This is a genomic window from Parabacteroides sp. KHUB-02, from assembly GCF_056640955.1.
In genome coordinates, this window is record NZ_JBWQEV010000001.1 from 4,354,787 (window position 1) to 4,368,478 (window position 13,692).

Genomic DNA, 13,692 nt, shown 5'->3' on the forward strand with positions numbered 1-13,692 from the left:
ATTTCATTAAAGCATGGAGAGTGTATGAGGAAGTTGGTGGTATTTGTGATGTTGATGATGTGCGTGATCTCGGCCCAAGCGCAATGGAAAGTGACGCCGGAAGCCGGTATGAACGTGACAAAGTATAAGGGAGATGCCGCTAAGGTAGGCTTTAAGGCTGGGGCCGCGGTCTCTTATACATTCGGATCGGGCTGGTTCTCGCTTCAATCCGGTTTGTATTATGTGCGACGGGGGAAGGGGCTGTCTTCTTATAGTGAGATTTATGGAACTAGTGAGAGTCCATATGGGGGACGGGAAGGTACGAGTATATTTCTCTATCCCGTTTCCAGTGATTATTTGAATCTGTGGGGATACGGTTATGGTAATGGTTACGGCTTTACGGGCTTCTATTATGATACCTATGGAATTAAGGATTTTGATGTAGAAGGTATAAGGCATCGCAGTCAGAAGGAGCATCGTGAATATATCCAATTACCGATCTTGGCTCGTTTCGATTGGCAGGTAAGTAAGGATGTTCGGTTACATTTGGCGGTCGGTCCCTATTTGGCGGTTGGCTTGGGAGGAAAAGTGACGTATGAGGAAAGTGATTATTCTTTAAAAGGAAAGCTGCCCTATAATAAGGAAATATCATATAACCCGTTTAATCCCGGCCAAGGATATGCGGTAGCGCCTCGTTTTGACTGGGGAGCTACCATAGAGGCTGGTATAGAGGTGAAACGGGTCGCTTTCAAGGTTGGCTATGATCTTGGTGTAGATAAGCAATACAAGGGATATGCTTATAACATAGGCCTGAACTATCATACGGCTAGTTTTACCTTGGGATACACATTTTAAAGAGAAAATAGGATGAAAGCGATGGTTTGCGTATCGTCTAGGATCTCGCCCAGTATGAGTGTGGGAGTTCCATTGAAGAAGGGGCAGGCCCCAAATGTCGGATTCCAGTGGTATGAGACTGGAAGGACTTATTAAATAAAAGGAATAGTAATGAATAACGAGCATGGCAATAAATTAGAACAACGCGTCCGTTTCGTAGCGAAGCGCTATCGGGAAGGAAGCCTTGACCCGGATAAGGCATGGCAGAAGTTCGCTTCTGAGCATGCGATTAGCCGGAAGGTCTCGTTTCGCCGGTATTGGATCGGGGCGGCCGCTGTCGTGTTAGTGCTCGTAGGTCTGGGGACATGGTTTACGGTAGAGAGAAACGCCCCGGATTGGGTTGCGATTACTACCGCCCCCGGACAAATGAAAGATGTTTACCTTCCGGATAGTACCTTGGTCGCTTTGGCCGGCGATTCATGGATCCGGTATGACGCGAAGAGATATGATAAAGAGAGGCGTGCCGTGGAGATGAATGGAAAGGCCTTTTTCCAAGTGACGAGGAACGAGGCACGCCCTTTCTCAGTGAAAACGAGCCAAACGGAAGTTACGGTGCTGGGAACAAGTTTCCAGATAGATGAGAAGCCTACCGTTACGGAAGTCAATGTAGTTACCGGCAAGGTATGTTTTACCGCCGGGGAGGAAAAGGAGAATGTGATACTTACCGCTGGAATGTCGGCTCAGTATTCTATGGAGAACAAGGAGATAACGGTAGTGACGGAAGAAGACGTGAACAAGTTGGCTTGGAGAACGGGGCAACTGCGTTTTATGGAGACGCCGCTGGATAAGGTGATTGAGGACTTGAGTGATTATTATCAAGTCAAGATCGCGAACCGGACAAAGAATGAGGGAGCGAGATTGACCGCTACTTTTAATAATCTGCCTTTGGAGGATGTCTTGCAGGTTGTTAACCAGACATTGGACGCACGTTTGGTTTCCACTTCGAAGAAATAAAATCAGATCATTTATGAGATCTATTGTTGTATGGCTGATAGGGATTCTTTTGCTTCCCGGTTGGATGGGACATCTATATGCGCAGATGCCCGAACCTACGCCGACGGTTACGTTGGATATGCGGCAGGTTCCCCTGTTGGATATATTGATGGAGCTTGAGAAACAAACCGGATTGTTCTTCTCGTACGAGTCTTCTCTACTGAAAGAGCTGCCAGAGGTTTCCCTGTCTGTCCGGGATGAATCCTTGTCGTACTGCTTGAAGCGCTTATTTTCCCCATTACCGATTATCTATCGGGTTACGGGGCAATATATCATCTTAAAGCGAAAGCCCCGTCAATATACGATCAGCGGATTCGTCAGGGATTCAGCCTCGTATGAGAGTTTGTTGGGGGCCTCGGTTCTGGTGAAAAGTTCGAGGGGAGGGACGATGTCTAATAATTACGGCTTTTACAGCTTGATACTTCCACCCGGTAAGGTTCGCCTTAGGGCCTCGTATGTGGGCTTTAAGGCGATGGAGATAGAGATCGATTTGCAAAGGGATACGATGATCGACTTCCCGTTGAGGTCATTGGCCTCGTTAGGCGAGGTCGTTATTCGGGGGACCCGGCCTCGCTACGAGATATTGAGTAGCCGTGCGGGGGTGATCGACGTACCTGCCGAGCGGGTGAAGTCGATGCCCGCTTTGCTGGGGGAGGCGGATCTGGTGAAGACCTTACAGCAGTTGCCGGGCGTGGCGGTAGGCACCGAGGGAATGACCGGCTTGTATGTGCGTGGGGGCGGGGCCGATGAGAATTTGTATCTGCTGGATGGAAATCCGGTCTATCATGTGAACCATTTGTTGGGGTTTTTCTCGGCGTTCAACCCGGACGCGATAAAGAATACCCGGTTTTATAAAGGGAGCTTTCCGGCGGAATACGGCGGAAGGCTCTCGTCGGTTGTAGATGTCCGTATGAATGACGGTAATCGGCAGGAGTATCACGGGAATATCTCCGTGGGTTTGCTTTCCGCACGGGCCAATCTGGAGGGGCCGATTGTTAAGGATCGCTCCTCGTTTAATGTCTCGGTACGTCGTACGTGGTTGGATTTGATAACAGGGACGGCTTTGGCTGTAGTCAATAAGAACAGTAGTATCAAAGATGTTTTCGGTTATCATTTCTTCGATATTAATGCGAAACTCAACCACTCTTTCTCGGATCGGAGCCGTGCCTATCTGAGCTTTTATATGGGGCAAGATGCTTTCAGGCAAGGGAGTAAGGAGAAGAATGGGGATTCTGAGGATATGTTTCTGTGGCGTTGGGGAAACTTGATCGGCTCTGCTGGATGGAACTACGTGTTCGGGCAAAAACTGTTTGGTAATTTGATGGTGGGTTACAGCCGTTTTCGTTCTCATATCCGGCAGGAAGTGGGGGGATATGAAATTTATGCAGGTAAGGAGGGAAAAGAATCGTTCAAACGAGAGAGCTACTATAAATCGGAGATGGAGGATCTGAGCGTACGTTTGTCGGTGGATTACAGTCCTTCAATGAATCACCGGATACGGATGGGCACGGATTACTTATTTCATAATTTTCGTCCGGAGAATAGCCAGCAACGGTCTTGGGTGAACGATTCGTTAGTGAATCCTGTATATGAGCTTTTGTATGATTATTCCTTGATAAAAGGGCATGAGTTCTCTTTGTTTGCCGAGGATGAGATGCGGGTCACGGATCGCTTGCGGGTGAATGCCGGATTGCGGTATACCTTGTTTCATGTAGAGAATGAGATCTATCATTCTTTTCAGCCTCGTTTGTCGGCACGTTATTTACTTCGTCCGGATCTATCGGCGAAGATATCCTACAGTAAGATGAACCAATATGTCCACTTATTATCGAATACCTATGTGAACCAGCCTACGGATATTTGGGTCCCGGTGACGGAGCAAGTCCCTCCGATGAGTTCTCACCAGATTACTGCCGGGCTTTATTATAATCTGAAACGGATGTATGATTTCTCGATCGAGGGGTATTATAAACGGTTGAATAACTTGATTGATTATAAGGATCATTGGCCGGTTGAGACACATTTCTCCGGTTGGGAAGACCGGGTCGGTTTGGGAAAGGGTAAGACCTATGGTGTGGAGTTTATGGCGCAAAAGACAAATGGGAAGACAACCGGATGGATCGGGTATACGCTCTCTTGGTCGGATCGGTGGTTTCCGGATGGTTCCGTGAATAAGGGGCGTCATTTCCCGTTTCGCTTCGACAACCGGCATAAGGTGAATGTGGTCGTTTCTCGTAAGTTATCCCGGAAGGTGGAGTTAACGGCGGCTTGGGTATTTGCGTCGGGCAATCATATCAGTTTGCCGGAATATAAGTATCTTTCTCCCTCTTACCAGAGAGAGCATGGATATTTTGAGGTGGTAGGGATGATGGATACGAATCCCGGCTTGAGCGCACGCAATAATTATCAACTGTCTCCGTACCATCGTTTGGATCTAGGGGTGAATTTTTACCGGTATAAAAAGAAAGGACGAATGGGGATTTGGAACCTAAGCTTATATAACGCTTATCTGAAGCCGAACCCTTTCATGACCGAGTTGAAAGCTGGTGGTTCCGACGTCGTTTTGCAGGAGACGATTTTGTTTTATTGTATGCCATCGGTCTCTTACACTTATAAATTTTAGCTTATGGGAAGAAGTTTACTGGCTATATGTATCTTGATGTATGGGGTGCTAGCGGCCTCATGTGTACGTGACGTGGAAATAAACTTAGGGGATTTGCCGGACCGGATCGTCCTCAACGCCTCGGTGAGTCCCGGGAAGGATGTACGTGCCCATGTCTCGAAGACTTGGTTTATCATGGATAATGTGGCCAATTTCGATTTACCGGATCCGAAAATCCGTGTCTACATCAATGGCGAGTTTCAAGGTTTGATGCGGTATGATGACTTTAAGGAGGAGGTTTTTAATACGGGGCAATATGTTTTGCCCGGTTGCCGGGTGCGTGAGGGAGACCGTTTACGCATGGAGGCGGAGGCGGACGGGTATGAACCAGTCTCGGGGGAAACTCTAATTCCCGGTGGAGTGAAGATTATCGGTGTGGACACTTCTACCTATCGGTCTTCTTCATATTCATCCAGTAATTTACGTTTTACAGTCGAGATGAATCCCGCTAGTAGTGGCTATTACCGTTTAGTCATAGAGAAAGTGACGGATTACCGGAAAGGGGATAGTACCATGACTGTGACCTCTTACCAAAGTGCGAATGGATACCTTTGGTATTATACTTATTTTAACCTATATTACGAGGATCCGGTATTCCAGACTTTCGAGGGAAGCCCGATCACGAGTCAGATAGACGGGCGGTATTGTATGGGGGTGTTTGCGGGGAAGGACATGATTTCCGGGAATACGCTCCGTGTGTCTGTTTCTCCGGTAGATTATTCGTATGAGAGCGACACGCTTTCGTCGAAAGTCCATTACGATGTGCATCTGTTGTCTATCTCCGAGGATTATTATCGATATATGAAGATTATGCGGGGCTACTCTATCACGATCGGCGACGCGAATTTCGGGGCGTTGATAGAGCCTGCCGATACGTATTCGAATGTGGAGAACGGCTTTGGGATTGTCGCCGGATATCAAGAGGATAAATTGCGTATCACGATGCGGAGAGATACGGTACCTCCTTCTTGGAATCCTTGGGACGGATACAGTGTACAGTAGGCAGTGGGCTACGCCGAAAAAGACCCTTCTCGGATAGGGGTATTTTAGGAAATCTTGTCTTATAAATGAATTCAATGAAGTAGAATGATGACAGAGTGGATGAATAAATGGCTTATGGCCATTTTTTGCTGGATGATTTTTATGCCTGTTCCAGACCTCTTGGCCCAATCAGCCAAGACGAAGGATGATCCCCGGATTACGTTGCGTATGAAGGAGGTTTCGTTGCCGGAGGTCTTGTCAGAGATCGAAAGACAGGCGGGCGTGACCTTCTCGTATGAGTCTTCTTTGTTGAAAGAGCTTCCGAAGATCAGTTTCCAAGTGAAAGATGAGACATTGACGGATTGTTTGACCCGCTTGTTCGAGTCGTATCCGATCGTGTATAAGGTGAGTGGAAAGATCGTGATTCTGAAGCGTAGACAGAGACAGGTAACGATCAGCGGCTTCGTGAGGGACCAAGCGTCCTCGGAGTCTCTGATCGGAGCCTCTGTTTATGAGGTCGCCAGCCGGAAAGGCTCGGCTACGAATAGCTATGGTTTTTTCAGTTTGACGCTTCCGCCGGGGAATATCCGCTTGCATGCTTCTTACATTGGCTATGAGAGCTGTTCCTTTAATTTCACGGAATTGGATAGGGATACTTTGTTAAATATTGAGTTGCGTCCGAACGCTCGTCTGGAGGAAGTGGTAGTTACGGCTTCGGAGCGGGATCGTTTGTCTGTAAATAACACCTTGATGGGAACGATGGGGTTTAGCCAGAAGACGATCAAGGCGACACCGACCCTGTTTGGTGAGTCCGATATCGTGAAGACCTTGCAACTGACTCCGGGTGTAGCCAGTGGGACAGAGGGACTGGCCGGTTTATATGTTCGTGGCGGCGACCAAGATGGAAATCTGTTTTTGATAGACGGTAATCCGGTTTACCAGATCAATCATGTCGGCGGGCTATTCTCCGCTTTCAATCCGGAGGCGATCCGTAATCTGGACTTTTTCAAGGCGGGTTTCCCTGCGAGATATGGCGGGCGACTCTCGTCTGTGGTAGATGTCCATACCAAAGAGGGCAATATGAAAGAGTATCATGGTAGCGCTACGATCGGGCTGATCTCCGGTAATCTGAGCTTGGAAGGCCCTATCATCAAGGATCGCACGGCTTTTCAGATAGCGCTTAGACGCTCGTGGCTAGATGTACTCTCTGCCCCAGCGATAGCGATAGCAAATAAGGTTCGAAAAGACGGTCATAAAATAAATCTTCGTTACGCTTTTCACGATTTGAATTTAAAGCTTAATCATCGTTTCAGCGATCGCAGCCGGATGTTTTTCAGCTTATATAACGGGAATGATGTATTAAAAGGAGGGGGAACGGATTTCTCAACAAAAGAAGAGCAAGTCCCTTATACGGATGGTACCCATTCATCGCTGCGTTGGGGTAATTTGATGGGAACCTTGGGCTGGACTTATGTCTTCAATAACCGTTTGTTCGGACGGGTTTCCGGGGTCTTTTCACGGTATCGCTCGAATGTACGGAGTTCAAAAGAATATAATTATGGTGTGGAAGGAGAAGATAATTATCTCTCTTCTTCATCGGAAACGAGTAGTTCTACCTCTATCTTGGATATGGGCGTCCGTTCCTCTTTTGATTACACGCCTTCTACGTCGCATGTGATTCGTTTTGGAGGGGATTTCTTGATGCACCGTTTCCGCCCGGAGTATAATGAGGTGAAAGCAGCCGGTTCCGGTATGCTGGAGTTTTCGAATATAGGGAAAATATATACGAATGATCTGCTATGGGCCCGTGAGGCGGCTGTCTTCGGAGAGGATGATTGGAATGTCTTACCTAGCTTGCGTTTGAATGCGGGGCTTCGGTTTAGCCTGTTCAATGTGGAGCGGAAGGCTTATACATTATTGGAGCCTCGCGCTTCCTTGAGATGGTTGCTACGTGACGATCTTAGCTTCAAAGCCTCATACGCCCGTATGGGGCAATATATCCATTTATTGGGCAACAGTTATATAAATTTGCCGACGGATGCGTGGATGCCTGTTACCCGTAAGTTGAAACCTTTAATCAGCGATCAAGTCTCCGCTGGTTTCTATTATAATCTGATGCGTTCTTATAGTTTCTCGGTAGAGGGGTATTATAAATGGATGAAGAACCTGTTGGATTATAAAGACGGCTATTCCTTCTTGCCCGGTACGGCGGCTTGGGAGGAAAAAATGGCGGTTGGCAAGGGACGTTCGTATGGCGTGGAGTTCTTGGCTCGCAAGGAAAGCGGACGTACGACCGGTTGGATAGGATATACACTTTCATGGTCGGATCGGCGTTTCGATGAGATCGATAACGGGCGACGCTTTCCGGCACGTTACGATAACCGGCATAAGCTGAATATCGTGGTTTCGCATAAACTGTCGGATAAGGTGGAACTGACAGCCGCTTGGACGTATACTTCCGGCAATCGAATGACCTTGTCGTTGGAGAGTTATGAGCAAGCGCAGGCTGGCACGCTTAATTCCCTTGACCCATACGGACAGGATAACTGGTCGGGATCATCCGGGGAAGTGGTGGATTTGTATACACGCCGTAATAATTACCAGATGCCGGCTTATCATCGTCTGGATTTGGGACTTAATATTTACCGTCCGAAGAAGAAGGGACGAATGGGCATCTGGAATATCAGTATTTATAATGTATATAGCCGGATGAATCCGTTTATGGTCTATAAAAGTGATAACTGGGAACGAACGAATAACTTAGTCCCGGGTTCTTCTTCTCCCTATAGCGGTAAAACAAAACCTTGTTTTAAGTTGATAGGTATTATGCCTATCATACCTTCCATATCATATACTTATAAATTCTAGGAAGATGAAACAGATAAAGAATATTCTAATAAATACGATTTGTATAGTAAGCCTGTTTGGTTTGATGTCTTGCATCAAGGAGATCGACCTTGAATCCTTACGGCCGGATCCTACCTTGGTAGTGAACTGTGTCGCTATAACCGGCGAACCCTTAACCGTAAGTGTCTCTCGTACTTGGTTTTTCACGGATGATCATCCGAACGTGACTTTGGATAAAGCCGAGGTGAATTTATTCGTGAATGGCGTTTTTAAAGAGCGTATGAGCTTTCAGGAGGGGGATGAGGCATTTAACACGAAAGGTTATTTCAAGTCTGATTTTATACCGGTGAAAGGGGATCGTATCCGTGTGGAAGCTTCTTATCCGGAATATGGTGTGGCAAGTGCTGAGACGGTCATGCCTGAGCCTGCTCAGGTCTTGAAAGCGGGGGTAACCTATGCCACGGTAGCTGGCTCTTTTGGTTCTGCTCGCCAGAATGCGATTTATCAGGTAACACTCAAAGATAACCCTGCCGAGGAGAATTATTATTTACTCCGTATGGAAGAGGGCATTCCTGTTTTTGATGGAATAGCTAAGGAATATACAGGAGAATATAAATGGTTCTCGGTGAGTCCAAACTATGCGACTGAACCTGTTTTTGGTCAATCGTTGACAGCCTTGGATCAAATCTTTGGCAATGACTGGATGTATGGGTATGATGGAAAGGTCTTTTCTGATGAGTTAATAAACGGGCAAGAATATACCTTGCACTTAAGGGATGAGTATTATTATGAACCTTATTATGGATCATATCCGCTAAAAGTAGTCCCGGATTCGATAGGGATAGAAGATCTAAATGAGGAAGATTTTCTTCCGATTCCTCCTAAGCACCTACGGGTACACCTATATGCTATCTCGGCGGAATACTATCGATATCTGAAAGTTTTGCAAGATAAAGACACGGATTCAGTTTCGAACCTTTTGATTGATGGCGGTCTGGCCGAACCGATCCGTGTATTTAGCAATATAGACGGTGGCGTCGGTATCCTAGGCAGTTGCCACGTAGGAATGTTTGAGACGGAAATAGCGTCTTCCTCACATTCCAATCTTGAAGCGGCCCGATTTGAAGACGGGATAGACTAGGAACTGTGGTTCCATCTTCCGTCGTACCGGGTTGTATTCATAGTTGATACCGGCTCCCATCCAAAAATTATCAGTAACCTTGAACTCCATTGAGCCGCCCACTTGGGTATGGTAGAGAAAAGGGTTGCTGAGCATATGGGGGTTGTTGTACTCGTCGGCGTAATAAGCGTATTGTCCCCAGCCTTTCAGTTTCAACCAGTCAGTAGGTTGATATTCCACTTGTACGTTTGCGCCCGCTGTTATTCCGGGACTAGGGTTGAAGGGACTAAAGAAACGACCCCCGAATCCTCCGCCATAAAGACTCCAATTGCCGCTGTGCCAAGAAATACCCCCGTTCATGATCGTCATGCCTCCGACTCCCGGCCATGTATATTGAACACCGTTAGCGATAAGATCGAAACTTTCGTTTAGCCGTTTCATATAAGTCTCATTGAAATCCAACGCCATAGGCGATATCTCCCGAAGCATCGGGGTATATACGTTAAAGAACGGCTGATAGGCGGCGGAAGATATCTGCATATCCATCGGACGCTCTTGTAGGGACGTATGGGGAATATCGGGCGTGAACTCCCGCAATTTAATATCGATATCCCGTGTCCCCGCAGGGGTAAATGTCTTATAAGAGGCTTTCGGGATGTTCAACTCATACGTCTTGTTTTTAGGCAGGACGATGATTTTACCTTCTTTATTTAAAATAAACGAAAAGTCAGACTGTGCCTGGATTCCAACGACACATATCCATGCCATGAATATAAATAATCCTCGTCTCATACACTCTCCTCCTATTTTTGATGTGAAGGTAACTTTTTTTTGAATAAGATGCAACTTTTAGGATACCTATTTCATCCATATAATAGAGAGCATAAGTACTTATGGATGAACAACTGTTAATCGATGGATGTATGCGAGGCGAATCATGGGCTCGTAAGGAATTGTACGAGCAATATGTTCCTGCTATGATGAGTGTTTGCATGCGTTACGTGGGTGACAGGGAGACGGCCCGTGATCTTCTGCAGGACGGGTTCGTGAAGATATTTACGAAGATCCGGTCGTATTCCGGCTCCGGGGCTTTCGGGGGATGGATACGGCGGATCTTTGTCACTACGGCTCTTGAATATCTCCGGTCTTCAGAGAACACGAGGCTAAGTGTAGGTCTGGACGGCTATGACGACAGTTTGGAAGATATCAACTATTCCGTATTGGACCGTTTATCGGCGGACGACTTGTTGGCTTGCGTGGCCCAATTGCCGCCGGGATATCGTACGGTCTTCAACTTATATGCGATAGAGGGATATACGCATAGCGAGATCGCCGAGATGCTGCATGTACAGGAGGCGACTTCCCGCTCCCAGTTTATCCGGGCGAGGAACGCTTTGCAAAAGAGTGTACAATCTTTAATAAGGCATGAAAATGCGGGACGATAAGGATCATAACGAACGGCTGGATGATTTCAGCGGCTATATGCGGCAGCGCTTGGAAGAGCACCGGTTGCCGGTAGATGCCGGCTGCTGGGATGAGGTGGAGGCCCGGATGAACCGGAGAGCGAGATCACGGGGTTGGTTGTGGACGGGAGGCTTGGCCGCCGCCGCAGTGCTGGCTTTGGTTATTTGGCTGCTACCTTCCCCGGAGAAGATGCCATTGGAGGAATTGAGCCCCTTTCAGAAAGAGATATCGGAGAAAGCGGAGGAAATGAATATTCTTCCGGAGCATCCCGTTTTACCTGTAGAGCCTGTAAAGAAACGTATAGCGAAAGTGCTGAAATGGGAAAAAAAGGCTAAGCTTTCCGCTATTGTCGGGGAAAAGGAAGCGATCCGGGAGGATGAGAAGTGTGAGACTATCGAGATTATTGAGAAGGATGCGATTGCGGCTATCGTAGAAGAACCGTCTGCGAAGGAGGATGCGTCTGAGGATTCGACGGACATAGTCGTTAAGCGAGGTGACTCTACGGTTCCTCTACCGGAAGGCGAACGAAGTCCCCGACGAAAAGCCTCTTTGAAAAAGAAAGCCAAGAAGAGTAAACGGAATAAGTGGTTATTGGCCGCCGCCGTTGGCTCTAGTGGTTATGTAGATAGCTTTTTAAATACGGATATGAGTTATGGCGATGTTTCTTCTCCGGGAGATATGAATGTTCCTTCCCAAGATCCTGATCCGAATAAGCCGGATAAAGACGATAATGAGAAGGAGAATGGCAATACGCCTCCCCAAACGGCCTCATTCCGTAATGCCCCGGTATTACGGAGTTCTAAGGTGGATGAGAACTTCTTGGATAATCGTTCGTTCGAATCTTATCCGGACGTTAGCTACTCCCTTCCGATATCTTTTGGTTTTACGGTACGGAAGGATTTGAGCCGGCGTATAGCCGTGGAAAGTGGATTGATGTATACGTATTTATCCACTACATTCAAGAGGGGAGGGGATTGCCCGTCGGAGGTGAAATCGTCTTTGCATTATCTGGGTATTCCTTTGAATCTGGTGGTTTATGTATGGAGGAATCAGCGATGGAATGTCTATCTCTCCGGAGGCTTTATGATGGAGAAGGGTTTGCAGGCCGTGCATAGCGGTTATATCGCCGGAAACGGAACGACTATCTCTAAGAGCAAAAAGGAGGGCATCCACGGTATGCAATGGTCCGTGAATGCCTCGGTCGGTGCCGCTTATCGTTTCTATGGGGATTGGAGTCTCTATTTCGAGCCTCGCTTCTCCCATTATTTCGACTGTGATCAACCGGCTAGTATTCGTACAGACAAGCCGTTGGGATTTGGGTTGAGCGCAGGTATACGATATGCTTTTTAATGATTAAATCTATTATAATTATGCGGAAACTTTTTTATTGGGCGTTTGCCTTTAGCCTTTGCGTCTTAATGGGATGCAAGGATGATGGAGTGAGAATGGAGGTCGTGCGGTATGCTATCAACGAACCGGTATTCATGTCGATCTCCGAGTTTCGGAATTCAGTGAAGGTGACGGATGAGGTGGTGCCAATCACCAAGCGGGGTAAGATCTGTTTCTATAAGGATTACCTGTATATTTCTTCCCCGGATAAGGGCATCCATATCGTGGATAACAGGAATCCGGCATCTCCCCGGATAGCGGGCTTTGTAGAGTTGATCGGTAACGAGGATCTCTCGATCAAGGATGATAAATTGTATGCGGATTCGTATGTGGATCTGGTCTGGTTCGATATCTCCGATCCGGAGAGACCTGAATTGGAAGGTCGTGTGGAGAACGCTTTCCGTTATGCGCTTCCGACCATAGAGAATGGCTATGGGTTCGATTATAATATGTGTTATTCGGAGGAAGCGAGAGCGAAAGGTGTCGTGGTTGGTTGGGAGCCGAAGGAACGGGAGGAAACCATTTACCATTATCCGAGTTATGGCGGTGATCTGATGGCGAACGATGCGGCGCCGGGTACTTCCACGCAGGGAGTGAACGGATCTATGGCTCGTTTTTCTATTTATGGTAAGTACTTATATACGGTAGAACAGAATGTCATGTGCGTTTTCGACCTTTCTGGGGACAAGCCTGTCTTGACGACAAACGACATTTGGTTGCAACGTGATGTTGAGACTCTTTTCAATTATGAGGATAAGCTGTTCATGGGAACTCCGACCGGTATGTTGATCTATTCGTTGGAAGATCCGCTCGTACCTAAGTATCGTTCTTCCGTAAGTCATGTCTTTGGCTGCGACCCGGTTGTCGTGGAGGATGATTTAGCGTATGTGACCGTGCATTCCGGAAATACTTGTGGGCAAAATGCCAATGAGCTGATGCTCATAGACGTAAGTGATGTGGACCAACCGAACCTGCTGGTTACTTATGGCATGAAATGTCCGAAAGGATTAGGTATCGATAACGGTACTTTATTCCTCTGTGACGAAGGGTTAAAGGTCTTCAACGCGAAAGATCCTATGACCTTGCTGGCTAATCAGCTTGTTCATTATGCAGGTATGGAGGGTTACGATGTAATCCCTTTTAAGAATACCTTGATGATGATCGCCGATGATGGCCTTTACCAATACGATTATTCCAATTTACAGGCAATATCTCAGTTAAGTAAATTGCCAATGGGCGAATAGAGTTTAATATTCCTCTTCGCTATTTGCTTTGTAAGGCATTTACGGGATTACGAGGTGCCGCTTTATAACTATGCCTGCTTACGGTCAGTAGCGTAACCATCAATACGATACCGCCGAAT

General features: G+C 47.1%; 10 protein-coding genes. 9 read left to right on the forward strand and 1 reads right to left on the reverse strand.

Translation table 11 applies throughout. The annotated features are described in order from the left end of the window. Positions 1-24 precede the first annotated feature (24 nt). From ACYIA1_RS18400 to ACYIA1_RS18425, 6 genes are all read left to right on the forward strand, one after another. Positions 25-834 carry a porin family protein gene (locus tag ACYIA1_RS18400; protein ID WP_347145048.1) on the forward strand — a complete coding sequence of 270 codons (810 nt, stop codon included), beginning with the start codon at positions 25-27 and terminating at the stop codon, positions 832-834. Positions 835-984: 150 nt separating this feature from the next. After that, positions 985-1,827, forward strand: coding sequence for a FecR family protein (locus tag ACYIA1_RS18405; RefSeq protein ID WP_480336191.1), 843 nt, complete (start codon positions 985-987; stop codon positions 1,825-1,827). Between the two features lie 13 nt (positions 1,828-1,840). Then, positions 1,841-4,489 carry a TonB-dependent receptor gene (locus ACYIA1_RS18410; protein ID WP_217935608.1) on the forward strand — a complete coding sequence of 883 codons (2,649 nt, stop codon included), beginning with the start codon at positions 1,841-1,843 and terminating at the stop codon, positions 4,487-4,489. 3 nt (positions 4,490-4,492) lie between these two features. Continuing rightward, a complete protein-coding gene (locus ACYIA1_RS18415; RefSeq protein WP_009275358.1) occupies positions 4,493-5,530 on the forward strand; it encodes a DUF4249 domain-containing protein in 1,038 nt (345 codons plus the stop codon). Positions 5,531-5,614: 84 nt separating this feature from the next. Beyond that, positions 5,615-8,377, forward strand: a complete 2,763-nt coding sequence (locus ACYIA1_RS18420; protein ID WP_217935609.1) for a TonB-dependent receptor — start codon at positions 5,615-5,617, stop codon at positions 8,375-8,377. A 4-nt stretch (positions 8,378-8,381) separates the two neighbouring features. Beyond that, the gene (locus ACYIA1_RS18425; RefSeq protein WP_011967328.1) at positions 8,382-9,497 is read left to right on the forward strand and encodes a DUF4249 domain-containing protein; all 1,116 of its coding nucleotides are present in this window, start codon (positions 8,382-8,384) and stop codon (positions 9,495-9,497) included. Here the strand turns inward: ACYIA1_RS18425 and ACYIA1_RS18430 are convergent. Then, positions 9,450-10,268 carry a hypothetical protein gene (locus tag ACYIA1_RS18430; RefSeq protein WP_036610131.1) on the reverse strand — a complete coding sequence of 273 codons (819 nt, stop codon included), beginning with the start codon at positions 10,266-10,268 and terminating at the stop codon, positions 9,450-9,452. The genes ACYIA1_RS18425 and ACYIA1_RS18430 overlap by 48 nt on opposite strands. Before the next feature lie 101 nt (positions 10,269-10,369). Between ACYIA1_RS18430 and ACYIA1_RS18435 the strand changes: the two genes are divergently transcribed. Genes ACYIA1_RS18435 through ACYIA1_RS18445 form a run of 3 tightly spaced genes read left to right on the forward strand, consistent with a single transcriptional unit; the run spans position 10,370 to position 13,573 of the window. Then, complete coding sequence (locus tag ACYIA1_RS18435; RefSeq protein ID WP_048927119.1) at positions 10,370-10,921, forward strand: RNA polymerase sigma factor; 552 nt, start codon at positions 10,370-10,372, stop codon at positions 10,919-10,921. Beyond that, complete coding sequence (locus ACYIA1_RS18440) at positions 10,908-12,290, forward strand: porin family protein (RefSeq protein WP_048927120.1); 1,383 nt, start codon at positions 10,908-10,910, stop codon at positions 12,288-12,290. The genes ACYIA1_RS18435 and ACYIA1_RS18440 overlap by 14 nt, the downstream gene beginning before the upstream one ends. A gap of 20 nt (positions 12,291-12,310) precedes the next feature. Beyond that, positions 12,311-13,573: an LVIVD repeat-containing protein gene (locus ACYIA1_RS18445; RefSeq protein ID WP_480336194.1), complete on the forward strand. Its 1,263-nt coding sequence runs from the start codon at positions 12,311-12,313 to the stop codon at positions 13,571-13,573. Positions 13,574-13,692 lie beyond the last annotated feature (119 nt).

What these genes read in the sequence shown, in the direction of transcription:
- ACYIA1_RS18435 (WP_048927119.1), top strand. Translation starts at nt 10,370, where the DNA reads ATGGATGAACAACTGTTAATCGATGGATGTATGCGAGGCGAATCATGG.
- ACYIA1_RS18405 (WP_480336191.1), top strand. Translation starts at nt 985, where the DNA reads ATGAATAACGAGCATGGCAATAAATTAGAACAACGCGTCCGTTTCGTA.
- ACYIA1_RS18440 (WP_048927120.1), top strand. Translation starts at nt 10,908, where the DNA reads ATGCGGGACGATAAGGATCATAACGAACGGCTGGATGATTTCAGCGGC.
- ACYIA1_RS18430 (WP_036610131.1), bottom strand. Translation starts at nt 10,268, where the DNA reads ATGAGACGAGGATTATTTATATTCATGGCATGGATATGTGTCGTTGGA.
- ACYIA1_RS18415 (WP_009275358.1), top strand. Translation starts at nt 4,493, where the DNA reads ATGGGAAGAAGTTTACTGGCTATATGTATCTTGATGTATGGGGTGCTA.
- ACYIA1_RS18445 (WP_480336194.1), top strand. Translation starts at nt 12,311, where the DNA reads ATGCGGAAACTTTTTTATTGGGCGTTTGCCTTTAGCCTTTGCGTCTTA.
- ACYIA1_RS18425 (WP_011967328.1), top strand. Translation starts at nt 8,382, where the DNA reads ATGAAACAGATAAAGAATATTCTAATAAATACGATTTGTATAGTAAGC.
- ACYIA1_RS18410 (WP_217935608.1), top strand. Translation starts at nt 1,841, where the DNA reads ATGAGATCTATTGTTGTATGGCTGATAGGGATTCTTTTGCTTCCCGGT.
- ACYIA1_RS18400 (WP_347145048.1), top strand. Translation starts at nt 25, where the DNA reads ATGAGGAAGTTGGTGGTATTTGTGATGTTGATGATGTGCGTGATCTCG.
- ACYIA1_RS18420 (WP_217935609.1), top strand. Translation starts at nt 5,615, where the DNA reads ATGATGACAGAGTGGATGAATAAATGGCTTATGGCCATTTTTTGCTGG.